Origin of the sequence: Streptomyces sp. NPDC020747, assembly GCF_044334695.1 — a bacterium.
GTDB lineage: Bacteria > Actinomycetota > Actinomycetes > Streptomycetales > Streptomycetaceae > Streptomyces.
The window spans coordinates 169,882-194,693 of the sequence record NZ_JBIRTJ010000018.1 but is presented as its reverse complement, the minus strand read 5'-3'; the positions used below and the strand labels follow the sequence as shown (position 1 = coordinate 194,693).

Annotated in this window: 26 protein-coding genes; 12 read left to right on the top strand and 14 right to left on the bottom strand. The window is 71.2% G+C overall.

Features of this window, described 5'->3' with window-relative positions:
- The first annotated feature begins 43 nt into the window (after positions 1-43).
- The 3 genes from ACH4YP_RS38600 to ACH4YP_RS38590 all read left to right on the top strand — a co-directional run bounded on the left by ACH4YP_RS38600 (position 44) and on the right by ACH4YP_RS38590 (position 2,948).
- Positions 44-1,408, top strand: coding sequence for an FAD-dependent oxidoreductase (locus tag ACH4YP_RS38600; RefSeq protein ID WP_398495665.1), 1,365 nt, complete (start codon positions 44-46; stop codon positions 1,406-1,408).
- 197 nt (positions 1,409-1,605) lie between these two features.
- The gene (locus ACH4YP_RS38595; protein ID WP_398495663.1) at positions 1,606-2,307 is read left to right on the top strand and encodes an SDR family oxidoreductase; all 702 of its coding nucleotides are present in this window, start codon (positions 1,606-1,608) and stop codon (positions 2,305-2,307) included.
- A 71-nt stretch (positions 2,308-2,378) separates the two neighbouring features.
- The gene (locus ACH4YP_RS38590; protein ID WP_398495659.1) at positions 2,379-2,948 is read left to right on the top strand and encodes a TetR/AcrR family transcriptional regulator; all 570 of its coding nucleotides are present in this window, start codon (positions 2,379-2,381) and stop codon (positions 2,946-2,948) included.
- A gap of 185 nt (positions 2,949-3,133) precedes the next feature.
- Here ACH4YP_RS38590 and ACH4YP_RS38585 read toward each other — a convergent pair whose 3' ends face one another.
- On the bottom strand, positions 3,134-3,829 hold the full coding sequence (locus ACH4YP_RS38585; RefSeq protein WP_398495657.1) for an HAD family hydrolase: 696 nt from the start codon (positions 3,827-3,829) through the stop codon (positions 3,134-3,136).
- Positions 3,830-3,885: 56 nt separating this feature from the next.
- Positions 3,886-4,362, bottom strand: coding sequence for an Lrp/AsnC family transcriptional regulator (locus tag ACH4YP_RS38580; RefSeq protein ID WP_361064026.1), 477 nt, complete (start codon positions 4,360-4,362; stop codon positions 3,886-3,888).
- 281 nt (positions 4,363-4,643) lie between these two features.
- Between ACH4YP_RS38580 and ACH4YP_RS38575 the strand changes: the two genes are divergently transcribed.
- On the top strand, positions 4,644-6,149 hold the full coding sequence (locus ACH4YP_RS38575; protein ID WP_398495780.1) for an FUSC family protein: 1,506 nt from the start codon (positions 4,644-4,646) through the stop codon (positions 6,147-6,149).
- A gap of 314 nt (positions 6,150-6,463) precedes the next feature.
- Entirely contained in the window at positions 6,464-7,507 is a 1,044-nt protein-coding gene (locus ACH4YP_RS38570; protein WP_361063080.1) for a lactonase family protein, read from the top strand.
- Positions 7,508-7,627: 120 nt separating this feature from the next.
- Here ACH4YP_RS38570 and ACH4YP_RS38565 read toward each other — a convergent pair whose 3' ends face one another.
- From ACH4YP_RS38565 to ACH4YP_RS38550, 4 genes are all read right to left on the bottom strand, one after another.
- Positions 7,628-8,551 (bottom strand): hypothetical protein, encoded by a 924-nt coding sequence (locus ACH4YP_RS38565; protein WP_361063083.1) that lies wholly within the window; start codon positions 8,549-8,551, stop codon positions 7,628-7,630.
- 134 nt (positions 8,552-8,685) lie between these two features.
- Positions 8,686-9,702, bottom strand: a complete 1,017-nt coding sequence (locus ACH4YP_RS38560; RefSeq protein ID WP_398495655.1) for an N-acetylglucosamine kinase — start codon at positions 9,700-9,702, stop codon at positions 8,686-8,688.
- A gap of 23 nt (positions 9,703-9,725) precedes the next feature.
- Positions 9,726-10,403, bottom strand: coding sequence for a uracil-DNA glycosylase (locus ACH4YP_RS38555; RefSeq protein WP_398495653.1), 678 nt, complete (start codon positions 10,401-10,403; stop codon positions 9,726-9,728).
- Positions 10,404-10,535: 132 nt separating this feature from the next.
- Positions 10,536-11,621: a WD40/YVTN/BNR-like repeat-containing protein gene (locus tag ACH4YP_RS38550; protein WP_398495651.1), complete on the bottom strand. Its 1,086-nt coding sequence runs from the start codon at positions 11,619-11,621 to the stop codon at positions 10,536-10,538.
- A 201-nt stretch (positions 11,622-11,822) separates the two neighbouring features.
- Here ACH4YP_RS38550 and ACH4YP_RS38545 point away from each other — a divergent pair, with 201 nt between their 5' ends.
- From ACH4YP_RS38545 to ACH4YP_RS38535, 3 genes are all read left to right on the top strand, one after another.
- Positions 11,823-12,395 (top strand): hypothetical protein, encoded by a 573-nt coding sequence (locus tag ACH4YP_RS38545; RefSeq protein ID WP_398495649.1) that lies wholly within the window; start codon positions 11,823-11,825, stop codon positions 12,393-12,395.
- A gap of 113 nt (positions 12,396-12,508) precedes the next feature.
- On the top strand, positions 12,509-13,492 hold the full coding sequence (locus tag ACH4YP_RS38540; RefSeq protein WP_398495647.1) for an RNA polymerase sigma-70 factor: 984 nt from the start codon (positions 12,509-12,511) through the stop codon (positions 13,490-13,492).
- A gap of 128 nt (positions 13,493-13,620) precedes the next feature.
- A complete protein-coding gene (locus tag ACH4YP_RS38535) occupies positions 13,621-14,367 on the top strand; it encodes an SDR family oxidoreductase (protein WP_398495645.1) in 747 nt (248 codons plus the stop codon).
- Between the two features lie 52 nt (positions 14,368-14,419).
- Here the strand turns inward: ACH4YP_RS38535 and ACH4YP_RS38530 are convergent, their stop codons facing one another.
- On the bottom strand, positions 14,420-15,499 hold the full coding sequence (locus ACH4YP_RS38530; protein WP_398495643.1) for an NADH:flavin oxidoreductase/NADH oxidase: 1,080 nt from the start codon (positions 15,497-15,499) through the stop codon (positions 14,420-14,422).
- Positions 15,500-15,649: 150 nt separating this feature from the next.
- Here ACH4YP_RS38530 and ACH4YP_RS38525 point away from each other — a divergent pair, with 150 nt between their 5' ends.
- Complete coding sequence (locus tag ACH4YP_RS38525; RefSeq protein ID WP_398495641.1) at positions 15,650-16,009, top strand: ArsR/SmtB family transcription factor; 360 nt, start codon at positions 15,650-15,652, stop codon at positions 16,007-16,009.
- Here ACH4YP_RS38525 and ACH4YP_RS38520 read toward each other — a convergent pair.
- Positions 15,929-17,332 (bottom strand): nucleobase:cation symporter-2 family protein, encoded by a 1,404-nt coding sequence (locus ACH4YP_RS38520; RefSeq protein WP_398495639.1) that lies wholly within the window; start codon positions 17,330-17,332, stop codon positions 15,929-15,931. The genes ACH4YP_RS38525 and ACH4YP_RS38520 overlap by 81 nt on opposite strands.
- Before the next feature lie 192 nt (positions 17,333-17,524).
- Positions 17,525-18,877 (bottom strand): FAD-dependent oxidoreductase, encoded by a 1,353-nt coding sequence (locus ACH4YP_RS38515; protein ID WP_398495637.1) that lies wholly within the window; start codon positions 18,875-18,877, stop codon positions 17,525-17,527.
- 225 nt (positions 18,878-19,102) lie between these two features.
- Here ACH4YP_RS38515 and ACH4YP_RS38510 point away from each other — a divergent pair, with 225 nt between their 5' ends.
- A complete protein-coding gene (locus tag ACH4YP_RS38510; RefSeq protein ID WP_361063113.1) occupies positions 19,103-19,588 on the top strand; it encodes a DUF6214 family protein in 486 nt (161 codons plus the stop codon).
- 76 nt (positions 19,589-19,664) lie between these two features.
- On the opposite strand, the gene ACH4YP_RS38505 is transcribed toward ACH4YP_RS38510, so the two are convergent.
- Positions 19,665-20,318 carry a DUF305 domain-containing protein gene (locus tag ACH4YP_RS38505; protein WP_361063116.1) on the bottom strand — a complete coding sequence of 218 codons (654 nt, stop codon included), beginning with the start codon at positions 20,316-20,318 and terminating at the stop codon, positions 19,665-19,667.
- Positions 20,319-20,511: 193 nt separating this feature from the next.
- Between ACH4YP_RS38505 and ACH4YP_RS38500 the strand changes: the two genes are divergently transcribed.
- Positions 20,512-22,014, top strand: coding sequence for a hypothetical protein (locus ACH4YP_RS38500; protein WP_361063119.1), 1,503 nt, complete (start codon positions 20,512-20,514; stop codon positions 22,012-22,014).
- On the opposite strand, the gene ACH4YP_RS38495 is transcribed toward ACH4YP_RS38500, so the two are convergent.
- Positions 22,002-22,742, bottom strand: a complete 741-nt coding sequence (locus ACH4YP_RS38495; protein ID WP_361063122.1) for a helix-turn-helix domain-containing protein — start codon at positions 22,740-22,742, stop codon at positions 22,002-22,004. The genes ACH4YP_RS38500 and ACH4YP_RS38495 overlap by 13 nt on opposite strands.
- A gap of 243 nt (positions 22,743-22,985) precedes the next feature.
- Here ACH4YP_RS38495 and ACH4YP_RS38490 point away from each other — a divergent pair, with 243 nt between their 5' ends.
- Complete coding sequence (locus tag ACH4YP_RS38490) at positions 22,986-23,231, top strand: DUF2630 family protein (RefSeq protein WP_361063125.1); 246 nt, start codon at positions 22,986-22,988, stop codon at positions 23,229-23,231.
- Between the two features lie 33 nt (positions 23,232-23,264).
- On the opposite strand, the gene ACH4YP_RS38485 is transcribed toward ACH4YP_RS38490, so the two are convergent.
- The 3 genes from ACH4YP_RS38485 to ACH4YP_RS38475 are packed head-to-tail and all read right to left on the bottom strand — an operon-like array spanning position 23,265 to position 24,810.
- The gene (locus ACH4YP_RS38485) at positions 23,265-23,957 is read right to left on the bottom strand and encodes an HAD-IA family hydrolase (protein ID WP_361063128.1); all 693 of its coding nucleotides are present in this window, start codon (positions 23,955-23,957) and stop codon (positions 23,265-23,267) included.
- Positions 23,954-24,184 (bottom strand): hypothetical protein, encoded by a 231-nt coding sequence (locus ACH4YP_RS38480; RefSeq protein ID WP_361063131.1) that lies wholly within the window; start codon positions 24,182-24,184, stop codon positions 23,954-23,956. Before ACH4YP_RS38480 ends, ACH4YP_RS38485 begins: the two co-directional genes overlap by 4 nt.
- Before the next feature lie 26 nt (positions 24,185-24,210).
- Positions 24,211-24,810, bottom strand: coding sequence for a YdcF family protein (locus ACH4YP_RS38475; protein ID WP_361063134.1), 600 nt, complete (start codon positions 24,808-24,810; stop codon positions 24,211-24,213).
- Positions 24,811-24,812: the final 2 nt, after the last annotated feature.

Here is a 24,812-nt window from a genome sequence, read left to right as displayed (position 1 = left end):
GGTGAGTACTCCTGATCGATCATCGCTCGAAGGGAACCTGAACATGCCTCGCCCCCTGCGGGTAGCCATAGTCGGAGCCGGCCCCGCCGGGATCTACGCCGCCGACGCGCTGTTGAAGTCCGCAGTGGCCGTCGAGCCCGGCGTGTCCATCGATCTCTTCGAGCGGATGCCGGCCCCGTTCGGCCTGATCCGCTACGGCGTCGCCCCCGACCACCCGCGCATCAAGGGCATCATCAACGCCCTGCACCAGGTGCTCGACAAGCCGCAGATCCGCCTCTTCGGCAACGTCGACTACCCGGGCGACATCAACCTGGACGACCTGCGTGCCTTCTACGACGCGGTGATCTTCTCCACGGGCGCCACGGCCGACCGGGCCCTCGACATAGCCGGCATCGACCTCGAAGGCTCGTACGGCGCGGCCGACTTCGTCTCCTGGTACGACGGGCACCCGGACGTGCCGCGCACCTGGCCCCTGGAGGCGGAGAAGGTCGCCGTCCTCGGCGTCGGCAACGTGGCGCTCGACGTGGCGCGGATCCTCGCCAAGACCGCCGACGAACTGCTGCCGACCGAGATCCCGGCGAACGTGTACGACGGCATCAAGGCCAACAAGGCCCTTGAGGTCCACGTGTTCGGCCGCCGTGGCCCGGCGCAGGCGAAGTTCAGCCCGATGGAGCTGCGGGAACTGGACCACTCCCCGAACATCGAGGTCATCGTCGACCCCGAGGACATCGACTACGACGACGGCTCGATCGCCACCCGGCGGGGCAACAAGCAGGCCGACATGGTCGCCAAGACCCTGGAGAACTGGGCCATCCGCGACGTCGGCGACCGGCCGCACAAGCTGTTCCTGCACTTCTTCGAGTCGCCGACCGAGATCCTCGGCGAGGACGGCCAGGTCGTGGGCCTGCGCACCGAGCGCACCGCCCTCGACGGCACCGGGAACGTCAAGGGCACCGGCGAGTTCAAGGACTGGGACCTCGGCGCGGTGTACCGGGCCGTCGGCTACCTCTCCGACAAGCTGCCCAAGCTGCCCTGGGACGTCGAGACGGGCACCGTCCCGGACAAGGCCGGCCGGGTGATGGAGGAGACCGGCGAGCACCTCCAGTCGGCGTATGTCACCGGCTGGATCCGGCGCGGGCCCGTCGGTCTGATCGGTCACACCAAGGGTGACGCCAACGAGACGGTCGCCAGCCTGCTGGACGACCACGCCAACGGCCGTTTGCACACGCCTGTTTCGCCCGGTCCGGAGGCTGTGGACGCGTTCCTCGCCGAGCGGGACGTCCGCTTCACCACGTGGGACGGGTGGTACCGCCTGGACGCCGCGGAGAAGGCGCTGGGTGAGCCCCAGGGCCGCGAGCGCGTGAAGCTCGTCGAGCGCGAGGACATGCTCAGGGCGAGCGGCGCGTAACGCCGACCGACCGCCACCGGTTCAACCGGCCGGCACCGGCTCAGCAGCCATGTGGGGCCCCGTCACTACGACGGGGCCCCACTCGCGTTCGCCCGCGGTTCGGCGGCCTTGCTTTCTGAAACCGATCGGTTTACCGTTCCCGGCAGAGGGAAACCGATCGGTTTCCGAGTGTTCGTGTGCTGAGTTCGGAGAGTGACATGACTGCGATCGAGGGTTCCGTCGTCCTGGTGACCGGCGGCAGCAGGGGGATCGGCAAGGCGCTGGTGGAAGGGCTTTTCGAGCGAGGGGCGAAGAAGGTGTACGCCACGGCCCGTGATCCGCGGACGGTCACGCATCCCCGGGCGGTCCCGCTGGCGCTGGAGGTCACCGACCCCGCGTCCGTCGCGGCGGCGGCCGAGCTGGCCGGCGACGTCACCATCCTGATCAACAACGCCGGGGTCTCCGTGAACGCGTCCTTCCTGGAGGCGCCGGTCGAGGACGTGCGCCGGGACTTCGAGACGAACTTCTACGGACCGCTGCTCACCGCGCGGGCGTTCGTCCCGGTCATCGAGCGCAACGGCGGCGGCCACATCCTGAACGTCCACTCCGTGCTGTCGTGGATCGGTCTCGCCGGCTCGTACAGCGCGTCCAAGGCCGCTGTCTGGTCCCAGACCAACTCCCTGCGGCTCGACCTCAAGCCGCGTGGGATCGGTGTCACCGGGCTCCACGTCGGATACGTCGACACGGACATGACGGCGAAGATCGACGTCCCCAAGGTCTCGCCCGAGGACGTGGCCGCCCAGGCGCTCGACGGCATCGACACCGGGGCGTTCGAGGTGCTGGCCGACGACCTGTCCCGCCAGGTGAAGTCGGGGCTGTCCGCGGACCTGTCGGTGCTGTATCCGCAGCTCGTCGCCTAGCCTTCAGCGACCGCGTAGGCGGTAGACCGATCGGTTTTGGGGGCGTTCCCCGACGGAGGTACCCTCCGCTCATGGCCAGTACGGACAAGACATCCACGAGGGACCGGCTGCTCGACGCGGCCATGGAGCTCTTCTACCGCGAGGGCGTCTCCATCGGCGTCGAGGCGCTGTGCCGGGCCGCCGGGGTGTCCAAGCGCTCGATGTACCAGCTCTACGCGAGCAAGGACGAGGTGCTCGCGGCGAGCCTGGAGCGGCGTGCGCCGGAGTACGCGCGGCAGTTGGACTTCGACGCCGAGGACGCCAGGCCGCCCCGTGCCCGGATCCTGCACATCTTCGAGTTGCTGGAGCAGGCCTCGACGAAGGACGACTACCGCGGCTGCCCGTACCTGTCCGCCCTGGTCGAGCTGAAGAACCCCGAGCATCCGGCGAGCGTCGTCGCCCTGCGGGTCAAGGGCGCCCTGACCGAGGCCTTCCACGTCGAGGCCGAGCGGGGCGGCGCCCGCGACCCCCAGCTCCTCGCCCGCCAGCTCACCCTCGTCTTCGACGGAGCGAGCGCCCGCGCCGGCGCAAAGGCAGAAACCCTGGAGGGCCTGACCACCACCATGGCGACGGCCCTGCTCGACGCGGCGGGCGTCGCATAGGGCAAGGGCCACGCACGGGCCCGACGGGGCTGAGCTGGGAAACTCGCCCGGGCCAGGCACGCCCTTCAGGGGCGCGGGGAGGCGCGCTCAACCACAGTCCACCCGCAGCCGCAGGACTTGCCTCACCCCCAGGGGCGCGAAGAACTGCGCGACCGGCCACAGCAAACCCGATGCCGACAACCCACCTACGCCTCCCCGCCCCACCGGCGGAGCCACTCGTACGCGGCCCGGGCCGTGAACTCGTCCTGCCCGCCCCGCAACAGCAGCTCCACCGTGGCGAACGCCGGATCGTCGGCCTGCCCCGCGACGTACGGGACCGCGATGCACCGCATCCCGGCCGCGTGCGCCGCGGCCGCCCCCGGCGCGGCGTCCTCCAGGACCACGCAGTCCCCGGGAGCCGCCCCGAGCCGCCGCGCCGCCTCCAGGAAGACATCGGGAGCCGGCTTGCCGGAGGCGACCTCCTCCGCCGAGACGACCGTCCGCAGATACGCGGACAGCCCCGTGCCCGTCAGGATCGCCTCGATGGCCTCGCGGGAGGACCCCGAGGCCACAGCCATCGGCACACCCTCCCCGGCCAGCAGCTCCACGAACTTCCGCATCTCCGGGTAGACCGGGGTGGAGGCGCGGGCCAGCTCCAGATAGCGCCGGTTCTTGTCCGCGAGGAGCGCGTCGAGCGGGGCGTCCAGGGCGTACCGCTCCTTCCAGAGCGCGATCGTCTCCCGCGTGCTGATACCGACGTACCGCTCGTGGTCCGCCCAGGTGAAGTCCGCGATGCCCTGCCCGGCGAGCGTCTGCCGTCCCGCCTCGTAGTAGTTCGGCTCGCTGTCCACAAGCGTTCCGTCGAGATCGAAGATGACCGAAGTGCCGCCGAGATTGCTCATGTGATCCAGGATGCCGGGTCCCGGATGCGATTGATCACCCATGAGGATGTGAGCGATCACCCCCGGGCCGTACGCCCGATCGACTCCACCAACGGCAGCATCCGCTGCGGCACGCGCTCGCGCAGCGCGACCTCGGTCCGGGTGCGGACGACGCCCGGCAGGCTGATCAGCGCCTGGATCACGTCCTCCAGGTGTCCGTTGTCCCGCGCGACGACCCGCGTCAGCAGGTCCCCGCCGCCGGTGATCGAGAACGCCTCGATGATCTCCGGCACGGCCGCCAACGCGTCGCCCACGTCGTCGAGATGGCCCTGGGTGACCTCGATGTGCACGAACGCGAGCACCGGGTGCCCGAGCGCGGCGGGGGAGAGCGAGGGGCCCGTACCGGTGATCACGCCGTCCCGCTCCAGCCGGTCGAGCCGCGCCTGCAATGTGCCGCGGGCGATGCCGAGGACGCGCGCGTACTCGCGCACGCTGGTGCGCGGCTGCTCCATGAGCAGCCGCAGGATGCGGGTGTCGAGCTCGTCCACGGCCATGGTCCGTTGGTCTCCCTGTGGTCTTGACTGATCGTTCCCGACTGTACCAATGGCCCAGTAGACCAGGAGCCGGTTGAGCCACTGCTCCCGCACTGCGTACCTTGTGGGTATCCATGGCGCGGACTCGCGTCATTCATGGCGCCGCGAAGACCCGGACCGGCAAGGAAGCCGGATCCGGAGCTGCGGCGCCATTGCCATGTCCTGAGGGCACGTCCTGAACAAGGCACGTCCTGACGGTGGGGTCGATGCGAAGTGGGGGCGGGCTGCCGACGGTGAAGAAGATGTTCATGGCTCCGGATCCGGGCCTGGCACGGCTGCGGATCTCGCTGCGGGCGGTGCTCGGCATCGGTCTCGCGGTGGCCGCGTCGGAGCTGGCCGGACTCTCGCTGCCCGCCTCGATCACCGGCGGTCTCGCCGCGCTCCTCGCGCTGTTCACGGTCGGCGATCCGACCGTGCGCGGCCAGGCGGTCACCACCGCCCTGCTGCCCGTCGTCGGCTTCCCCGTGCTCGCCCTAGCGGCCACCCTCCACGCGGTGCCGACCGTGCGCGACGCGATCTGGCTCGCCGTGATCTTCTGCGGGGTGTACGCCCGCCGGTGGGGGCCGCGCGGCCACGCGCTCGGCATCTTCGCGTTCATGACCTTCTTCATCACGCAGTTCCTGCACGCCGTGCCCGGCCAGCTCCCGCAGTTGTACGCCGCGATGGCGCTGGCGCTCGCGGCGTCCTCGGTGGTGCGTTTCGGCGTGTGGTGCATCGAGCGGCGCACGGCGCCGCCCGTCACGCCCGCCGCTCCGGCCGGCCGAGGGCTCTCCCGGCCGACGACCCGCCAGGCCTTCCAGGCGACGGCCGCCTGTGCCTTCGCGATCGCCGCGGGCCAGGTCCTGTCCCACGAGCGCTGGTACTGGGCCGTCGGCACCGCCTGGTGGATCTTCGTCAACACGTCCTCGCGCGGCGAGACCCTCGTACGCGGCTTCAGGCGCGTCGTCGGCACGGTCACCGGCATCGTGGCCGGCCTGCTGATCGCCGTACCGCTGGACGGCGCCCCCGCACCCACCGCGGCGATCGTGGCGGTCTGCGTCTGGGGGATCTTCTACACGGCGGCTCTCTCGTACAGCTGGATGATGTTCTTCGTCACCGTCATGGCCGGCCTGCTCTACGGGCTGCTGGGCGTGCTGCACCCGGGCCTGCTGGGGCTGCGGCTCGCGGAGACCGCTGCCGGCGCGCTCGGTGCCGCGCTCGCCGTCGCGCTGATCCTGCCCGTCACCACGCACGCGGTCACCGACCGCTGGGTGGGCCAGGCCGTACGCGCCGTGCACGGTTGCACCGCGGCGGCGGCCCGACGCCTCGCGTGTGACGGTGACGCCGACCCCGCGCCGCTGGCGGCGGAGCTGGAGGCGATGCTGGGCCGGGTCCGGTTCGCCCTCGCGCCGCTCGTGCACCCCCTCAACCCGATGCGTGCCCGCAAGGCCCGGGCCCGCCAGGTGCTCGCACTCCTCGACGACTGCGCCCGGGAGGTGCGTGGTCTCGCAGCCGTCGCCGCCGACCCGGACGCCTCGTACGACGCACGTCTGACGGCCGCCTGCGGGCGTGTCGAGACGGCGGTGGAGGTCCTGGTCGGCGCGGTGCCGGAACGTGCCGTGGCGGCCGTCGAGGGCACGCCGGGCCGCCACTCCGCGGCCAGGCACCACGCCGGCACCGAGCAGGCGCTGGTCCACCTCCATGGCCTGGAACGAGCGCTCGCCGCACTGGCCACACCCCTGCGCGGCTCGTCGGCCGTGAGCGCCTGAACCCCCTCCGTACGCAGGGCGGTTGGACCCATCGCTCATGGACGAGGCAGTTTCACCGACCACACAGCGAGTGGACCAGGCGGTCGGACGGGCAACTCCGCGGCTGTCGCCCGCACGGAGTCCGTGGACCGCGCGGGAGTGGTCCGCGGGCACGGCCACCCGAGGGCGCGCCATGCGGAATGCCCCGCCCGGAACCGGCCAACGCCTTGCCGGCGACGGGACCGGGCGGGCCGACGGCCGAGGCCTCGCATCTGGTCTAGGCCATTGGCTGCTACCGTCGCCCCGAACGGCTTGGGCACCGAGAGGGGACGGCAGTGGCGGACGGCGACGGACGGCGGCAACGGGCCTACATCGGCTCCTTCACGGCGGCAGGAGGCCTCGGTGTCCTCACCGCGGCCGTGGACGAGGAGAGCGGCGCACTGACGCTGCTGAGCGCGGTGAACAGCGTCGCCGACCCCTCGTATCTCGCCCTGTCGCCCGGCGGGGACATGCTCTACGCGGTGAGCGAGACGGCCGACGGCGCGGTCGCCGCCTACCGGTTGAAGGGCGACGAACCGTCCCTGGCAGGCCCGTTGGTGCCGGTCGGCGGCAGCGGACCCACCCACCTGAGCCTCTTCGACGGGCACGTCCTGACGGCCAACTACGGCTCCGGCAGCGTCAGCGCCGTGCCGATCCGCCATGACGGGAGTCTCGCCACCGCCTCCGGTGTGCTGCGGCACAAGGGATCGGGTCCGCACGGGCAGCGCCAGCAGGGCCCGCACGCCCACCACGTGCAGCCCGACCCGAGCCGCCGGTGGGCCGTGAGCGTCGACCTCGGAACGGACTCGGTACGCGTGTGCGCGCTGCGGGACGGGGCGCTCGCCCTGCACCGCGAGTTCGCGCTGCGGCCCGGCTCGGGGCCCCGCCACCTGGCGTTCCACCCGGACGGCGAGCGCGCCTACGTCCTCAACGAGCTGGCTCCGACCGTCACGGCCTGCCGGTGGGACGCCGTCGAGGGAGCGCTCCGGCCGGTCGGGGAGACATCCGTGCTGCCGGACCTCCCCGACGGAGACGCCTACCCGTCCGGCATCGTCGTCTCGCCCGACGGCCGCTTCCTGTGGACCGCCACGCGCGGCCAGGACGTCCTCTCCGTGCTCGTGCCCGGCCCGCCCGGCGAGGGGCCCCGCCTGGTCACCACGGTGCCCTGCGGAGGCGCCTGGCCGCGGGCGCTCGCCCTCGACCCGACGGGGCGCTTCCTGTACGTGGCGAACGAGCGCTCCGGAAACGTCACCTGGTTCGAGGTGGACCAGGTCACGGGCGTGCCGAAGCGCGGCGGTTCGGTCAAGGCACCCGCGGCGTCCTGCGTGGTGCTCGACTAGGACGCCGGCGCGGATCACCGCCGGTGCATCCGCGGGAAGAACGCCGAAACCCCGAAGGGCCCGGCTCCGGACAGCGGAGCGGGCCCTTCGGGGTTCGTGCCTGTGCGCCTGCGGTCCGCGTCAGCGGACCGGCGCGCCCTGCGGCTGCGGGGGCGCGATGCCCAGCGCCGAGGTGTACTTCGCGAGCGCCAGCTTGCCGATCGCCGGGTACGGGCCCAGCGCCTCGGCGGCGGAGCAGCCCGCCTCCTTCGCGGCGGCGTCGAGCAGACCCGCGTCGAGCTCGGGACCGATCAGGTACGGGGCGAGCGCCAGCTGCTGCGAGCCCGAGTTGCGCAGCTGCTCGGCGGTGGCCGCGATCGCGCCGTCCACGTCGAGCGCCGCCGCCATCACGGGCACGGCGAGCCGCGCGGCGAGCAGCATGCCGGTGATCCCGGCGGCCTGCACGGCCTCGTCGCCGCCCACGGAGGCCAGGATGATGCCGTCCGCGGCCGTCGCCACGGTGAACAGCCGGGCGCGGTCGGCGCGGGCCAGACCGGCTTCGGAGAGCCGCACGTGCAGCCCCTCGGCGAGCAGCGGGTGCGGGCCGAGCACATCGGTCAGCTCGGCCGCCACGCGGCTGTCCATGACGGCCTGGCGGACCCGGCGCAGCAGCGCCCCGTCGGGGCCCGCGAGCAGCGGTACGACCACGGCGACCGGGCCGTCGGGCTCCACCACGTCCACACCGGCGGCGCGGGCCTGCTCGAAGCGCGCCACGCGCTCCTCGGAGGCGTGCGCGAGCACGGACTGGAGCGTGGGGAACTCCGAGTCGTCCCCGTCGAGGTACCCGATCCGGCCGTCGAGACCGGGAAGCTCGGAGCGCGCGATGCTCACGACCTCCTCGGCGAGGCTGCGGGTGGCGGCGCTGGGCAGGCCCGGCACCGCGAGGACGAGCGCGGGCGCGCCCTCGGGAGCCGCCAACGGTTCCGGTCGGCGGTGCCGGCCGGGCTGGCGGGGTCGCGGCATTCGTACTGGCAGGCCGGACGCGGGCCCAGTGGGGGAGCTCATGGCGCCGAATGTTACTGGTTTCCTGGGCTCCCCTGTTCGGGGAGGGTGCAGGTGAGCGGTATCCGTCCGGTTTTGTCTGATGAGTTACGTACGGATCGATCTCACTGGCTGTCTATGGATCAGCTGTCCACGGATCAAGCGGAGTGCGCCGGCCGACGGGAGTCCGGGGGCTCCGAGGCGTCCGTCACGACGTACAGCATGCTCTCGTCGCGCGGCAGCGTCAGCCGGTCTTCGGCCAGGTCGACGGCGATGCGTACGGCACCGTCGAGCGGGTCGCCCGCCGCCGGGACCTGCCGGGCGTACGGCAGCCGCTCCGCCAGGGCGGCCCGCAACGGTACGAGGAGGGGGTCGCCCATCTTGAGGAGACCACCCGTGAGGGCGACCTGGACCTCGCCCGACGCCTCGTCCGGGCACACCGCGGCCGCCGAGTCGGCGATGTGCCGGGCGGCGGCGGCCAGGATGTCGGCCGCCACCGGGTCGTCGCCCGCGCAGGCGGCCACCTCGGGTGCGAAGGACGCCAGCACCGCGGGGCGGTCCGAGCGCGGGTAGAGCCGTCCCGGCAGATCCGAGACCGACCCGAAGAGCTGTTCGACGCGGGTGAGGAGCGCGGCCGAGCCGCCAGGCCGTCCGTCGTCGGCGCGCAGGGCCGCTTCGAGTCCGGCCCGCCCGATCCACGCGCCGCTGCCGCTGTCGCCGAGCAGATGGCCCCAGCCGTCCGCTCTGCGCCAGCTCTTCAGATCCGTGCCGATCGCGATCATCCCCGTGCCGGCGGCGACGACCGCGCCCACCCGCTGTCCCAGCGCACCCGTGTACGCCGTGACGGCGTCGGCGACCAACGCGAGCCTCCGTACGCCGAGCTCGCGGGCCAGCGCCGACGGCAGATCGGCGCGCAGCGAATCGCCCAGGGTGGTCAGACCGGCGGCGCCGATCGTGATCGCCCGGAGCCTGTCGACCCCGGTCTCGGCCGTCAACCGCCGGGCCATCGGCACCAGTTGTTCGAGGAGATGCCCGGCGTCGATACCGCGAGGGCCGGTGCGCACCGGCTCCCTGGAGGCCAGCGGAGCCGTGGCCCGGCCGCCGTCGACGGCCAGGACGACACGCAGCCCCGAACCCCCGGAATCCACTCCCAGTACGCCCGACGCCTCCGACATCCCCGACGTTCCGCCGGGACGGGTCACGGCAGCCGCCAGTCCACGGGGGCGCCGCCCTGGCGGGTCAGCAGGTCGTTGGCCCGGCTGAACGGACGCGAACCGAAGAAGCCGCGGTCCGCCGACATCGGTGACGGATGCGAGGACTCAACCGACGGCAGATCGCCCAGCAGGGGCCGGAGATTGCGGGCGTCGCGCCCCCACAGGATCGACACCAGCGGACGTCCCCGCGCGGCCAGGGCCCGTATCGCCTGCTCGGTGACCTCTTCCCAGCCCTTGCCGCGGTGGGCGGCCGGCTTGCGCGGGGACGTGGTCAGCGCCTTGTTGAGCAACAGCACGCCCTGCTGGGTCCAGGGGGTCAGATCGCCGTTCGTCGGCGGAGGCAGGCCCAGGTCGGTGGTCAGCTCCCGGTAGATGTTGATGAGGCTGCCGGGCAGCGGACGCACCTCGGGCGCGACCGAGAACGACAGCCCCACCGCGTGCCCCGGGGTCGGATAGGGGTCCTGGCCGACGATGAGGACCCGGACGTCGTCGAAGGGTTGCTGGAAGGCGCGGAGCACGTTCGGGCCCGCCGGTAGATAGGTGCGTCCCGCGGCGATCTCCGCGCGCAGGAAGTCCCCCATCTCGGCGATCCGTCCGGCCACGGGTTCGAGGGCTTTCGCCCAGCCCTGTTCAACGATTTCATGCAACGGTCGTGGTGCCACGGCGTCACCCTACTGCCGTACGCGCATGGTTGATCAACCGGAGGTCGCCGCACGGCCCGTGGTGGTATGTGCGGTGACAGCGGCGGGTGTTGGAGCCCGGGAGGGTGACGCGGCCCGGCTCGGTCCCGGGGCTCAACCGATCACCGAGGCCCGTACGCAGAGGACGTCCGGCAGGTGGGACGCCAGCTGCTGCCAGCTGTCCCCGTCGTCCGCCGACGCGAACACCTCGCCGTTGCGATTGCCGAAGTACACGCCCGCCGGGTCCGCGTCGTCCGTGCACATGGCGTCGCGCAGCACCGTGCCGTAGTGGTCCTCCTGCGGCAGCCCCGCCGAGAGCGGCTCCCAGCTCTTGCCCGCGTCCGCCGTGCGGAAGACACGGCAGCGGTGGTCCGCGGGAACCCGGTCCGCGTCGGCGTTGATGGGAAAGACGTAGGCGGTGTCACCGCGATGCGGATGGGCGGCCGCGGCGAAGCCGAACGTGGACGGCAGTCCCTCGCCGATGTCCGTCCAGTGCGCCCCGGCGTCGTCGCTGCGGTAGACGCCCCAGTGGTTCTGGAGATACAGGCGGTCAGGCGTCGTCGGGTCCTGCGCGATCTTGTGCACGCACTGGCCGAACTCCGGGTTCGGATCCGGCAGGAACACCGCCGAGACACCGGAGTTGGACGGCTCCCAGCTCTCCCCGCCGTCCTTCGTGCGGAACACACCGGCCGTGGAGACGGCGACCGTCACCGCGCGCGGGTCGCGCGCGTCGGTGAGGACGGTGTGCAGGCCCTCTCCGCCGCCGCCGGGCACCCACTTCGAGCGGGTGGGGTGCTCCCAGAGGGGACGGACGAGTTCGAAGGACTCGCCGCGGTCCGTCGAGCGGTACAGCGCCGCCGGTTCCGTGCCCGCGTACACCACGTCCGGTTCGGCCGCCGCCGGGTGCAGCTGCCACACGCGCTCCAGCGAAGCCCCGGTGTCCTGGGGGAACTTGACGGCGGCCTTGGCCGGCTCGGTCCAGGTGCGGCCCAGGTCGTCGGAGTGGAACACGGACGGGCCCCAGTGCGCGCTGTCGCCGCCGACGAGGAGCCGCGGCACGTCACCACGGGTGTCGATCGCGACCGAATAGACCGCCTGGGCGTTGAAGTACGGACTGTCGTCGAACTCCCAGGCGCCGCCGCGTCGCCGCCCGATGAACAGTCCCTTGCGTGTGCCTAACGTGAGCAGTACCTCGGCCATGCCGGCCACCTCCGGACGTCGTTGTCTCAGATATCGGCCAGTCTGCACCCCGGCACTGACAGTCACCCCCGGACGCGGCATTCATGCAGGTCAGAACGTTTCTTTGGTGGCGCCGACGATGTGGGGTACGTCTCCTGAGCAACAGGGCGGCGGCGTTCGTATGGGAGGGCGTCGGTGTGCCGGTGATGAGGAGGACCCGCGATGGCGGCGTTACGAGGTCCGAGGGCGTTGCTGTGGCGGTGGTGGCCCAATCCGCTGCGGCGCCGCAGCGACAGGCTGGAGGCCTGGACCGTGCTCGCCACCTGGCTTCTGGTCCTGCTTGCGGGGATCGTCGCCGGCCTGGCGACCGCGCAGTCGGTCGAGCGCACCCTCGCCAGGGAGCGCGTCGAGTGGCGGCCCGTACCCGCGGCGCTCACCGAGCGGGCGCCCGGCACCAGGGCGGCCGGTGCGGAGCGGGTGTGGGCGAAGGTCCGCTGGACCGCGCCCGACGGTTCGGCCCACGAGGGCCAGACCCGGGTCGACCCCGGCAGCACGGCCGGCACCTCGGTCACCGTGTGGACCGACCCCGACGGCCTGCTCGTCACCAGGCCCGCGACGGAGGCCCAGGCCGGACTGCGGGCGGCGATGATCGGCATTCTGTTCGGAGTGAGCGCCTCTGTCGTGCCCTTCGCAGGCGGGCGGGTGGTCCGCGGGCGCCTGGAGCGGAGGCGGATGGACCAGTGGGACACGGAGTGGGAGCGGGTCGGTCCCCAGTGGGGATGGAAGACCGGCTGAGGAGGCGGGCCGCGACGGCCTGAACACCGGGACCTCCTGCTTCACGTCGTGCGCCCCGTGAAAGAATCCGCACGTCCACGGAGCGGCTCACGGAGGCGGAGGCAGCAGCGGCGATGCGTTCGGAACACCCGGAGAGGGCCGAGGCGACGGGTTCGGACCATCCGGAGGGAGCCGCAGAGGCGACGCATTCGGAGCATCCCGAGAAGAGTCCGCTGGACGAGGCCGCGGCGGCGTTCGTCGGCGTGCGGCGGCAGCTCTTCGGCATCGCCTATCGCATGCTCGGGAGCGCGGCGGAGGCCGAGGACGTCGTCCAGGAGGCCTGGCTGCGCTGGCAGTCGACGGACCGTACGGTCGTCCTGGACCCGCCCGCCTATCTCACCACCGTGACCACCCGCCTGGCTATCAACGTCGCCCAGTCCGCGCGCGTACGCCGCGAGACGTACGTCGGCCCGTGGCTCCCCGAACCGGTGGACACGAGCCTCGACCCGCAGCTCGGGGCCGAACGCGGCGAGGCGGTGGAGCTGGCGGTGCTTCTCCTCCTGGAGAAGCTGACGCCGACGGAACGGGCGGCCTATGTCCTCCGCGAGGCGTTCGACTACCCGTACGAGCAGATCGCGGCCATCCTGGAAACGGGGCAGGCCAACGCCCGTCAGCTGGTCAGCCGGGGGCGCAGACGCCTGGCCGCCGAGCGGCGGGAGCCGGTGGACGCGGGCGAGCACCGGCGGCTGTTGGAAGTCTTCCTGGCGGCGGCGCAGACGGGTGACCTCGCGGCACTGGAAGAGCTGCTCGCCGAGGACGTCGTCAGCTACTCGGACGGCGGGGGAGTGCGTGGCGCGTCGAGGATCCCGGTGCTCGGCAGTGTCCGCGTCGCCAAGTACCTGGCGGCCTTCGCGCCGAGGTTCTGGCCCGGTGCCGGGACCGAGTGGGTCGAGGCGAACGGCTGCCCGGCCGTGCTCGTCTCCCACGAGGGCAGAGCCGTCGCCCTGCTGGCCGTCGACGCCTCCGCGCAGGGCATCGAGCGGATCATGTGGGTGATGAACCCGGCCAAGCTCGACCCGTACGTCCAGTCGCTGTCGGGTCCTCGCGGTACTCCGTAGGAGGCGGGCGCCAGGAGGAGAGCCGGGCGGCGCCCGGAGAAGACCGAGGCTGTCACAAACCCGCACCCTGTCCGGTCTACATGGTCAGCAGGTCCGATCCCGTCGGACGAAACCGGAAGGGTTGCACCATGAAGATCGTAGTCATCGGCGGCACTGGGCTCATCGGGTCGAAGCTGGTGGAACGGCTCAGGGCGGACGGCCACGAGGTTCTGCCCGCCTCCCCGAGCACCGGCGTCAACAGCATCACGGGCGAGGGCCTCGACGACGCGCTCAAGGGCGCCTCGGTCGTCGTCGACGTGTCCAACTCGCCCTCCTTCGAGGACAGCGCGGTACTGGAGTTCTTCCGTACGTCCACGGGCAACCTCGTCGCGGCCGAGAGCGCGGCGGGCGTGGGACACCATGTCGCCCTGTCGGTCGTGGGGAGCGAACAGCTGCCCGACTCGGGCTACCTGCGCGCCAAGGTCGGCCAGGAGGAGCTGATCAAGGGCTCCGGGATCCCGTACACGATCGTCCGAGCCACCCAGTTCTTCGAGTTCGCGAAGGGCATCGCGGCCGGATCCACCGACGGCGACACGGTCCGGCTGCCCTCCTCGCTCCTCCAGCCGCTCGCGTCCGACGACGTGGTCGCGGCGGTCGCCCTGGCCGCCGAGGCGGCTCCGCTGAACGGGACCACCGAGGTGGCGGGCCCCGAGGAGCTCCACCTCGACGAGTTCGTCCGCACGGGCCTGGCGGCCGAGAAGGACCCGCGCGAGGTCGTCACCGACGAGTCCGTCGGCTACTTCGGCGCTCACCCCCAGGGGCGAGAGCTCCTGCCCGGCCCCGACGCCCACCTCGCCCGGACCAGCTTCACGGACTGGCTCGACCGCCAGAAGTAGGTGGCGCGAAGTGAGCCGCGTCCGGAGTGGACCGTGTCAGCGGCAGGTGCCGTCAGACCGAGCGGTGGTACTGGTCCGGCACGTGCACATCGCCGCCGAGTTCGCGGGCCGCATGCCGGGCCCACGAAGGGTTGCGCAGCAGCTCCCGGCCCAGCAGAACGGCGTCGGCCTCACCGTTGGCGACGATCTTCTCGGCCTGCTCGGCATCGGTGATGAGACCGACGGCGGCGACGGCCATCGACGTCTCGCCCTTGACTCGCGCGGCGAAGGGCACCTGGTAGCCGGGCCCGACGGGGATGCGTACGCCGGACGCGTTGCCGCCCGTGGAGACGTCGAGCAGGTCTACGCCGTGGGCGGTCAGTTCGGCGGCGAAGCGGACCGTGTCGTCGGCCGTCCAGCCGTTCTCCTCCAGCCAGTCGGTGGCCGAGACGCGGAAGAACAGTGGCTTGTCGTCGGGCCACACCTCGCGCACGGCGTCCACGACTTCGAGGGCGAAGCGCACGCGGTTCTCGTACGAGCCGCCGTACGCGTCCGTGCGCCGGTTGGAGTGCGGGGAGAGGAACTCACCGATCAGATAGCCGTGCGCGCCGTGGATCTCGGCGATCTCGAAGCCGGCGTCCAGCGCCCGCCGCGCGGCGTCCGCGAACTGGCCGACGATCTCCTTGATCCCGTCCACCGTCAGCTCGGTCGGCACGGGGTGGTTCTCGTCGAAGGCGACCGGGCTCGGCCCGAGCGGCTGCCAGCCGTACGCGTCCGGGCCGACGGGCGCGCCGCCCTTCCAGGGGCGGTCGGTCGAGGCCTTGCGGCCGCCGTGCCCGAGCTGGATCGCGGGAACCGTGCCCTGGGACACCAGGAACCGCGTGATCCGCCGGAACGCCTCGACCTGGGTGTCGTTCCAGATGCCCAGGTCGTACGGGGAGATCCGGCCCTCGGGGCTGACGGCGGTGGCCTCGACGATGATCAGGCCCGTCCCGCCGGCGGCCCGCGCCGCGTAGTGCGCGAAGTGCCAGTCGTTCGGGGCGCCCGTCGCGGGGCCCTCCGGCGCGGCCGAGTACTGGCACATCGGCGGCATCCAGACCCGGTTCGGGACGGTCAGATCGCGCAGGGTGTAGGGCTCGAAGAGCGCGCTCACGGCGGACTCCAATTCGTGACGGGGGCCGGTTACGACTCGTACGATAGGCATCGTAGTACGGGAGATGTCAAACTACGAGACCTCTCGTACAATGAGGTTCTCCGGAGACCTCGGACCTCAGATCTCCGGCCCCGACGGACTGGAGCCGCCGTGACGACCGCCGCCCCCGCCAGCAGCAGCCGCGACCTCCCGCACCCCGAGCGCGCGGAGCTCCGGCTGGAGGCCGTGCTGCACGCGCTCTCCGATCCGATGCGGCTGCTGGTCGTGCGAGAGCTCGCCGCCGACGGCGACGAGCTCTCCTGTTCGCACTTCGACCTGCCCGTCACCAAGTCCACGACCACACACCACTTCCGGGTGCTGCGCGAGGCGGGTGTGATCCGGCAGGTCTACCGGGGCACCGCCAAGATGAACGGGCTGCGGCGCGACGACCTAGACGATCTCTTCCCGGGGCTTCTCGACAGTGTCCTCGCCGCCGCCGCTCGCCAGGCCGTTCGCCTCGGGGGCGGCTGAACCGCCCTTCGAGGGAAGGTGGTTGAAGAGCAGGTTCAGCACGATCGCGGTGAGACAGCCCGCGCTGATACCGCTGTTCATCACCGTCTGGAACCAGTCGGGGAACTTCGCGTACACCGTCGGCACCCCGACCGGCAGCATGCCCACGGCGACCGAAACGGCCACCACCGTCAGGTTGTTGTTGCCCTTGAAGTCGACCTGCGTCAGCGTCCGCAGTCCGCTGGCGGCGACCGTGCCGAACATGACCAGGCCCGCACCCCCGAGCACCGGAGCCGGTATGGCCGCGACCACCGCGCCCAGCTTGGGCAGCAGGCCGAGCAGGACGAGGATGCCGCCGGCGGTGGCGACCACCCAGCGGCTGCGGACCCGGGTCATACCGACGAGGCCCACGTTCTGCGCGTACGCCGTGTACGGGAAGGTGTTGAAGACGCCGCCGAGGACCGTGGACAGGCCGTCCGCGCGCAGGCCGTCGGAGAGCGTCCGGGGCTCGATCCTCCGGTCGGTCATCTCGCCGACCGCGATGAAGTCACCGGTCGTCTCCGTCATCGTCACCAACGCCACCACGAGCATCGAAGCGATCGCCGACGCCTCGAACGTGGGGGCGCCGAAGTGGAACGGCGTGCTGATGCCGAGCCAGTCCGCGTTCCCGACCCCGTCGAAGTCCGTGAAGCCGAACGGCACGGCGACCGCGAGCCCCACCGCGATGCCGAGCAGCACGGCGATCCGGCTCAGGAAGACCGGCGCGAACCGCTGCACGGCGAGCACGACCGCCAGTACGAAGGCCGCGAGTGCCAGGTTCTTCGGTTCGCCGAAGTCCGGTGAACCCACCCCGCCGGCCGCCCAGTTGCCCGCCACCGGCAGCAGCGAGAGCCCGATGATCAGGATCACCGTGCCCGTGACGAGCGGTGGGAAGAACCGCAGCAGCTTTCCGAAGACCGGCGCCAGCAGGATGATCGCCAGCCCGGCGACGATCACCGACCCGTAGATCGCGGGCAGTCCGCCGCCGCCCGTACCGATCAGCACCATCGGCGACACGGCCGCGAAGGTGCACCCCTGCATGATCGGCAGCCGCACGCCGAAGCGCCAGAAGCCGACGCACTGGATGAGCGTCGCGATGCCGCACACCAGCAGGTCGGCCGTGATCAGGTACGCCAGGTCCGCCGGCGACAGCTTCATCGCGCTGCCGACGATCAGGGGGACGGCGACCGCGCCCGCGTACATCGCGAGGACGTGCTGCAGACCGAAGGCGGCGAGGTGGCGGACGGGTGGGACCTGGTCCACGGGGTGCACTTGACGTGCGGGTGTGGGGGTCGGGGCTGCCATGGGCACTCCAGGAGCGGCGGGGAGGTGGGGACTGCCTGAGACCGTAAGCGGGTTGAACAGTTTGTTGATTTCTGGCCTGTTGCCGCCAGGTGTCATGCCCGGAGAGGCGGGTGGCTATCCGTGGGTCGTGTGTGGCTGGTCACGCCTTCGCGCCCTCGCGGCGGAGCCGCGAATGTCACAGTCCCGCGCCCCCTACGGGGTGCCCTGCGCCCGGGCCGCTTCCAGCAGTGACTGCCAGTCGGGGAGTTTGACCACGTGCCTGCCCAGTGAGGCGCCCAGTTCCGCCTCCGCCCGCTCGATCGCCTGCCAGCCCTCCCACTCGACCGGGCGCAGGCCCTCGGCCCTCAGTGCGGCCAGCGGATCGGGCAGCACATCGCGCTCCGCGAGCGCCGGCGCGTCCTCCAGGAGTGAAGCCACCGTTTCCTTCGCGCAGGGGCGGTTGGTGCCGATGACGCCGGTGGGGCCGCGTTTGATCCAGCCGGCCACGTACTCGCCGGGGGAGACCGAGCCGTCGCGCAGGACGCGGCCCGCGAGGTGGGGCACGGTACCGAGGCCCGTGTCGAAGGGGAGGCCCTCCAGCGGCACTCCGCGATAGCCGACCGAGCGCAGGACCAACTGGGCCTCGATGTCCTCGAACCGGCCCGTTCCCGTCACGCCGCCCCGGCCGTCCGGGAGTGTCCGTTCGAAGCGGACGGCGCCCACGCGCCCTGAGTCCGGGAGCAGTTCGACCGGGCGGAGGAAGAAGCGGAGCCGGATCCGTCGGCTGCCGGCCGGGCGTGGCTGTTCGGCCCAGCCGCGCAGCACCTCGACGTTGCGGCGCTGCGCGGCAGGCAGCGCGGAGGGATCGGCGTACGCCGGATCGAGCGCCAACTCCGCCGGATCCACGACCACTTCGGTGTCCGGCAGGCTGCCCAGTTCGCGCAGTTCCTTGGTGGTGAAGCGGGCCTGCGACGGGCCGCGCCGCCCCACCATCTGGATCTCCCGCACCCGGCTGTCGGCCAGTGCGGCGAGCGCCGCCTGGGGTATGTCGGTGGGGCTCAGCTCCGCGGCGCCGCGGGCCAGTATCCGGGTCACGTCCACCGCCACATTGCCGACGCCGATGACGACCGCCGCCCGCGCGCCGATCACGAAACCATCGGCCAGGGAGTCCGGATGCGCGCTGTACCAGGACACGAACTCGGTCGCCGACCAACTGCCGGGCAGCTCCTCGCCGGGCACCCCGAGATGCCGGTCGGTGGCGGCGCCCACGCAGTACACGACCGCGTGGTACAGCTCCCGCAACCGGGCGGCCGGCAGCCCGTCCGGGCCGACCCGGACACCGCCGAGGAACCGCACCCGCTCGTGCTCCAGGACCGTACGCAGATTGTTCTGCAGCGACTTGATCTTCTCGTGGTCGGGTGCCACGCCGTAGCGCACCAGTCCGTACGGGCACGGCAGCCGGTCCAGGACATCCACCCTGACTTCCGGCACCTGGCCCTGCTGGACGAGCCCCTGCGCGGTGTACACCCCACTCGGCCCCGAGCCGACGACGGCGACCTGCAGCACGGATGAGCCCCTTCCCCGAGCAGAACGAGGAGACCGCTGGTGCTTCCAGCATCGCACCGCACGGCACGCCCGGGGAGGGGCGGAACACGGTGCTGCGCCGACGGGGTGCCCGGCCGGGAACGTATGCGTGCCTATTCGCAGAGAATGTGATCATGCGGTTACGTTGCGTATGTGCTGGAAGCATCCTTTCTTGATCTGTTTGATCGATATGCGCCGGACGGTGTCGTGTCCGTATGGCCTGCCTGGGAAGTGCGGGAGCGCGAGGGGGAGCGCGACTCCGCCACGACGTGGTGCAACGTCCGACTGTGCTTCGACGACGGTGCCCAGGTCGACATGCTCGCCGTGGTGTGCGACGGCTGCGTCTCCGTCGAGGACGTACGGGCCCGGCCGGCGCTCTCGCTCGACGACCTGGCGGTTCTTCCGGACTGGATCGAGGGCCCGCTCCTGGAGGCGTGCGGGGGAGCGGCGGAACCGGTGGGTGCCGCGTCCACCGACGAGTCTCCGGAGAAGCGGCACGCACGCCCCGCCCGGCCGCGCGGCGTCGAGGGCCGGCGCTTCGTCGCCGGGGAGTATCTGGCGGCTCAGGAGGCGGGCCGGGACCCGGTGCTCGCGGTGATGTCCGCGACCGGACACAGTCGTCGACGCGCACTCAGACTGATCGCGGGAGCGCGGGACGCGGGCCTGCTCACGCCGCGCCACGTGCGTCGCTGAGCGGGTCGGGTGATTGCGCAGGGCGCTGGGCGGGCCCGGTGTTGATCGGGTAGGGCGCCGGGCGGGGCGGGCGCCGTCAGGACATCTCGCGCATCCGGCTGATCTCGGCCGTCTGCTGGGCGATCACGTCGTCGGCCATCTCCTCGATCTGGAGGTTGTTGCCCTGGGCCTTGACGTCGGTCGCCATGGTGACGGCGCCGTCGTGATGGGTGATCATCAGCTTCAGGAAGAGCTCGTCGAACGCCTTGCCCTGCGCCGCCCGCAGCTTCTTCAGCTGCGCCTCGGTCGCCATGCCCGGCATCGGCTCGTGGTCGTGGGACTCGCTCTTTCCGGTACCGCCGTGGTTCTTCAACCAGCCCTTCATGGTGTTGATCTCGGGTCGCTGCGCGGCCGCGATCCGGTCGGCCAGCCCCTTCACCCGGGTCGACTCGGCGTGCTTCGCGGCGAGTTGCGTCATCTCCAACGCCTGCGTGTGATGCTCGATCATCATGCGCGCGTAGTCGCGGTCGGCGGTGTTGGGGGAGTCGTCCTCGGCCCGGTGCTTCGCGGCGTCCTCGGCGGAGAGCGTCTGGGCCGCCTCGCCCGGCTTGCCGGGGGCGATGACCGAAGGGCCCGTACCCGCCGCGGACTTGGACGGGGTCTCGTCGTCCGAACCCGTGCAGCCCCCGAGCGCGAGGACGGCGGACGCCGCGATCGCGACGCGGAACAGGGACGTACGGCCAAAGGGCACAGCGACCTCCTGAGTCACCCGGGACAACAGCCACCTCGTGAGTGTTGATGACCGTCTTAGCACGCTGCTGAACGTGATTGATCAAAAACATTCATTACGAATGCGTTGCCGCCTGTTGATCTGTGCATGATGAAGACGATACTTCGGGTGAACCTGAACCGTTCGACTGCGAACGGCTACAAGGGAGGACGCAGTGACCCTGTTGAACAACCACCGAACGCGGCGCAGACGTCTGGGAGTTGCCGCCACCGCGGCGGGCCTCCTGGCCGCGCTGCTCACGGCCGGTCCGGCGGTCGCCACCCCAGACCCCGGGGACTCGCCGGCCGCGTCGCAGAAGGTCTCCAAGAGCGAGGCGGCCGAGGCCAGGGCCGCGATAGCGAACGGCGAGATACCCGGGCAGGACGAGATCGTCCACTCGGAGAACATCCAGCACCTCGCCAACATCCCCAAGGACACGCTGGCGGGCACCAATTCGGACCTGGCCTTCCAGGGCAAGTACGCGTTCGCCGGCAACTACGACGGCTTCCGCATCTTCGACATCAGCAACCCGAAGTCCCCGAAGACGGTCTCCCAGGTGCTCTGCCCGGGCTCGCAGAACGACATCTCCGTCTCCGGCGACCTGCTCTTCCTCTCCACCGACTCCTCGCGCAGCGACAACTCCTGCAACAGCACCACGCAGCCCGCGACGGAGAAGGCGTCCTGGGAGGGCATGAAGGTCTTCGACATCAGCGACAAGCGGAACCCGAAGTACGTCGCGGCCGTCGAGACCGCCTGCGGTTCGCACACCCACACGCTGGTGCCGGAGCGCAAGAACGTCTACGTCTACGTCTCCTCGTACTCGCCCAGCGCCGCCTTCCCCGACTGCCAGCCGCCGCACGACGGCATCTCGGTCATCAAGGTGCCGCGCAAGGCCCCGCAGAAGGCGAAGATCGTCAACTTCCCCGTCCTGTTCCCCGGTTCGGGACCTGACGGCGGTGGCAACCCGGGCGGGCCCACCAACCCGGGCGTCTCCAAGACCACCGGCTGCCACGACATCACCGTGCTGCCCTCCAAGGACCTCGCGGCGGGCGCCTGCATGGGCGACGGCATCCTGTTCTCCATCAAGGACCCGGAGAACCCGAAGGTCATCGACCAGGTCCAGGACAACGTGAACTTCGCGTTCTGGCACTCGGCGAGCTTCAACCAGAAGGCCGACAAGGTCGTCTTCACCGACGAGTTGGGCGGCGGCGGCGCGGCCACCTGCAACGCGGCCACCGGTCCGAACCGCGGCGCCGACGGCATCTACGACATCGTTGGCAAGGGCGACAAGCGCAAGCTCGTCTTCAAGAGCTACTTCAAGATCCCGCGCCACCAGGCGGACACCGAGAACTGCGTGGCCCACAACGGCTCGCTGATCCCGGTCAAGGGCAAGGACATCATGGTCCAGGCCTGGTACCAGGGCGGCATCTCCGTCTGGGACTTCACCAACTCCTCGAAGCCCAAGGAGATCGCGTTCTTCGAGCGCGGTCCGCTGAGCACCACGAGCATGGTCACCGGCGGCTCGTGGTCGGCGTACTACTACAACGGTTACATCTACTCGAACGACATGGCCAAGGGCTTCGACGTTCTGAAGATCAACGACCGTCGTACGGACCCGGCGAAGAAGCAGCGTCTGCGTGAGCTGAACGTCCAGACGCAGCCGGACTACTTCGACTGACCGGACTCCTTCGGCCGACCGGACCCGGTTCGGTCGGCCTCGGCCGCCTCGCGGTTGTGCTCACGGCCCTGCTCGCGGTTCTCGGGAGCGAAGAACCGTGAGAGGTCCTCATGGCAGGTCCCGCCGGGTGCCTCGGCGCCCGGCGGGGCACCCCGCTCCCAGTCGAGCCGGTAGCGCCGGAACAGCTCGGCCCGCAGCGTCCGGAGCGGCATCGGAACCCCGGGCACCAGTGCCGCGTACACCGAACCCATCAGGAGCGCGCGCAGCATCGGGTAGTCGGTGGCGGCGTCCGGTGAGCCGTAGCGGGCCATGGTGTCGCCGAGCAGCTCCGCCAGACGCTGCTGCTCCGCGCACTGCACGAACCCCTCGGCCTGGAGGATGCCCGCCATGTGCTGGCGCATCACTACGGGGTGATCGCGGGCCAGGCCCAGGATGGCGTCGATGGCCCGCGCCATGCGCTCCCGACCGTCCTCCGTGCGCGGCTCGCGCTCCAGCGCCTCGTCCAGCGTGCGGTGCATCAGCCGGTGCACCGCCGACTGGACGAGCTGGCGTTTGCCCGGGAAGTAGTACGAGACGAGGCCGCGGGCAGAACCGGCCCGGTCCGCTATGTCGCCCAAGGTCGTGGCCTCGTACCCACGCTCGCTGACGAGCTCCAGGGCCGCCTGCAGAAGCCTCTCGCGGGAACGCCGCCGCAACTCTTCATTGACCGAGGGGCTGCGAGGGGACATCCTATGTACTCCTGCGTTGACTGGCTGCCAGCCAACTATACTCAGGGTGTCCGGAGCGACCCCCTCCAGGGATCTTCTCCGGGCTGCCGTCCGCTCGGGGCGACGCGGGGGATCGTCTCGGGCGGACGGGAAGTACGGCCGCCTTCATGTCGTCCCGCACGGCCGTCCGGGCCCGGCCGGCAGCTGTCGCCGCGCCGCCGCCCGCTCCTTACAGTGGGGTGGAGTGCCGAGGAGGCGTGGGACATGGATCAAGAGCAGATCCTGGCCAGGATCACGGCGATGGTCGACGACGAACGCAGGCTCCGCGACGCCGTCGCGTCCGGGCGGATCGACAGCACGACCGAACACGAACGGCTCGGACAGCTGGAGCGCGAGCTCGACCAGTGCTGGGACCTGCTGCGCCGACGGCGCGCGAAGTCCGAGTTCGGCGAGAACCCGGACGACGCGCACGTCCGGCCGTCGTCGCAGGTCGAGGGCTACCTGGGCTGACCGGGCCGAGGAGCCTTCAGCGCCGACGGCTCCTCACCCCGCCAGGTCCAGTACGGGCCGCAGCCCGTCCGGGCGCTCGGTGACCGGCAGATGGTCGACGAAGTGCACCGCGCAGCCCAGGGCCGCGGCTCCGCCGTCCGCGCGCCGGTCGTCGCCGACCATCAGGGTGTCCCGCGGATCGGCCCCGAGCGCGTCGCAGGCGGTCGCGAACAGCCTGGGGTCGGGCTTCTGGATGCCGTGCTCGTACGACAGGACGTACGCGTCGATGTACGGGTCGAGGCCGTGCTCCCTGAACACCGGCCGCAGGTCCCAGCCGATGTTGCTGACCACGCCGACGGCGACACCGCGCTCGCGCAGCGCGCCCAGCACCTCGGCGGTGTCGGGGTAAGGGCGCCAGGCGGCCGGAGCCATATGGCGGTCGTACAGCCTGTCGTGCAGGCCCGGATCGGGGAGCGTCACCTGACGGGAGACACCGGTGTACGCCGCCCGGTGCAACTCGGAGCTCCGGTCGCGGATGCCCCACACGTGGGCCACGTCGTCCGGCACCGGCTCCGACGGGAGGGCCCCGCCCGGCAGCGCGCCCACGGCCTCCAGTTCCTTCGTCGCCCGGAGCAACTCCGGTTCGGGCAGGGACACTTCGGAGTCGGCCAGGACCGCGCGCAGCCAGGACTCGGTGGACTCGATTCGGAAGAGGGTTCCGGAGAAGTCGAACAACACGGCAGTCATGCGCCGGACTTTACCGACCACCTCGCCGCCTCCGCCGCGTACCGCCTGACGGTCGAGGCGAGCCGTTCCGCCGACGACACCTCCATCAGCACGAAGGTGGCAGGGGCGTGGACGTTCACCTCGGCCCGGCCGGCGTCGGACCGGACTGCCAGGCCGCCGCTGTCGACGGTGCGGCTCGCGCCGAAGCCGAGCCTGAGCGGGACGGCCCCGGCGGGCGGCACGCTCACGGTGCCGCTGAAGCGAGAGTGGCTGTCTACAGCGAGATCTTCCGTTCGTCGGCCTTGAGACCGCGGAGTGTCCAGAGTCCGTACAAGGCCAGCAGTGGTTTGACGACCATCCACTCGCCGGGGCGGTAGTCGTCCGCACGCACGAGTCTCTCCGCAAGATCAGGGCGCTGCCGTCGCAGGTACGCGCGGGCCTTGAGTGCGTGAGCCGGCTGCGAGGCGATCTTGATGTGGTCGACGTCCTCAAGCAGTGGGATCACGTTCGTGATGTTCTCCCATGTCGTCGCGCTTTGTTCTTCGAGGAGCAGCGTGCCGTCGAACTCAAGGACCGACTTCGCGTAGTCGGCCATCAACTGGGCCTCGGAAGCGCCACCGCTGGTCGCACCGCCACTGAGGATCACGCGGGTGCCTTGCGCACTGTCGGCGGCGATGGAGCGAATTCCGGCTCGGACTCGCCAGCGGTTGACGAGGTTCGCCGTCGCTCGGGGATTCCGGTAGCCCAACACGACGACGGCCTCGGCAGCGCCCCCGCTGTTCCCCACGAGAGTCCGGGACCAGCGCCAGTTCAACCACTCGCCCCAGGCCAGGGCCGCAACTCCAGCCATCGCCAGTCCTGTTCTTCGCCGCATCC

Coding starts and splice junctions, on each gene's coding strand:
- ACH4YP_RS38565 (WP_361063083.1), bottom strand. CDS start 8,551: ATGAGCTCCCCCACTGGGCCCGCGTCCGGCCTGCCAGTACGAATGCCG.
- ACH4YP_RS38545 (WP_398495649.1), top strand. CDS start 11,823: ATGGCGGCGTTACGAGGTCCGAGGGCGTTGCTGTGGCGGTGGTGGCCC.
- ACH4YP_RS38580 (WP_361064026.1), bottom strand. CDS start 4,362: ATGGCCGTGGACGAGCTCGACACCCGCATCCTGCGGCTGCTCATGGAG.
- ACH4YP_RS38585 (WP_398495657.1), bottom strand. CDS start 3,829: ATGAGCAATCTCGGCGGCACTTCGGTCATCTTCGATCTCGACGGAACG.
- ACH4YP_RS38540 (WP_398495647.1), top strand. CDS start 12,509: ATGCGTTCGGAACACCCGGAGAGGGCCGAGGCGACGGGTTCGGACCAT.
- ACH4YP_RS38595 (WP_398495663.1), top strand. CDS start 1,606: ATGACTGCGATCGAGGGTTCCGTCGTCCTGGTGACCGGCGGCAGCAGG.
- ACH4YP_RS38600 (WP_398495665.1), top strand. CDS start 44: ATGCCTCGCCCCCTGCGGGTAGCCATAGTCGGAGCCGGCCCCGCCGGG.
- ACH4YP_RS38475 (WP_361063134.1), bottom strand. CDS start 24,810: ATGCGGCGAAGAACAGGACTGGCGATGGCTGGAGTTGCGGCCCTGGCC.
- ACH4YP_RS38560 (WP_398495655.1), bottom strand. CDS start 9,702: ATGTCGGAGGCGTCGGGCGTACTGGGAGTGGATTCCGGGGGTTCGGGG.
- ACH4YP_RS38520 (WP_398495639.1), bottom strand. CDS start 17,332: ATGGCAGCCCCGACCCCCACACCCGCACGTCAAGTGCACCCCGTGGAC.
- ACH4YP_RS38495 (WP_361063122.1), bottom strand. CDS start 22,742: ATGTCCCCTCGCAGCCCCTCGGTCAATGAAGAGTTGCGGCGGCGTTCC.
- ACH4YP_RS38590 (WP_398495659.1), top strand. CDS start 2,379: ATGGCCAGTACGGACAAGACATCCACGAGGGACCGGCTGCTCGACGCG.
- ACH4YP_RS38490 (WP_361063125.1), top strand. CDS start 22,986: ATGGATCAAGAGCAGATCCTGGCCAGGATCACGGCGATGGTCGACGAC.
- ACH4YP_RS38550 (WP_398495651.1), bottom strand. CDS start 11,621: ATGGCCGAGGTACTGCTCACGTTAGGCACACGCAAGGGACTGTTCATC.
- ACH4YP_RS38575 (WP_398495780.1), top strand. CDS start 4,644: ATGTTCATGGCTCCGGATCCGGGCCTGGCACGGCTGCGGATCTCGCTG.
- ACH4YP_RS38535 (WP_398495645.1), top strand. CDS start 13,621: ATGAAGATCGTAGTCATCGGCGGCACTGGGCTCATCGGGTCGAAGCTG.
- ACH4YP_RS38485 (WP_361063128.1), bottom strand. CDS start 23,957: ATGACTGCCGTGTTGTTCGACTTCTCCGGAACCCTCTTCCGAATCGAG.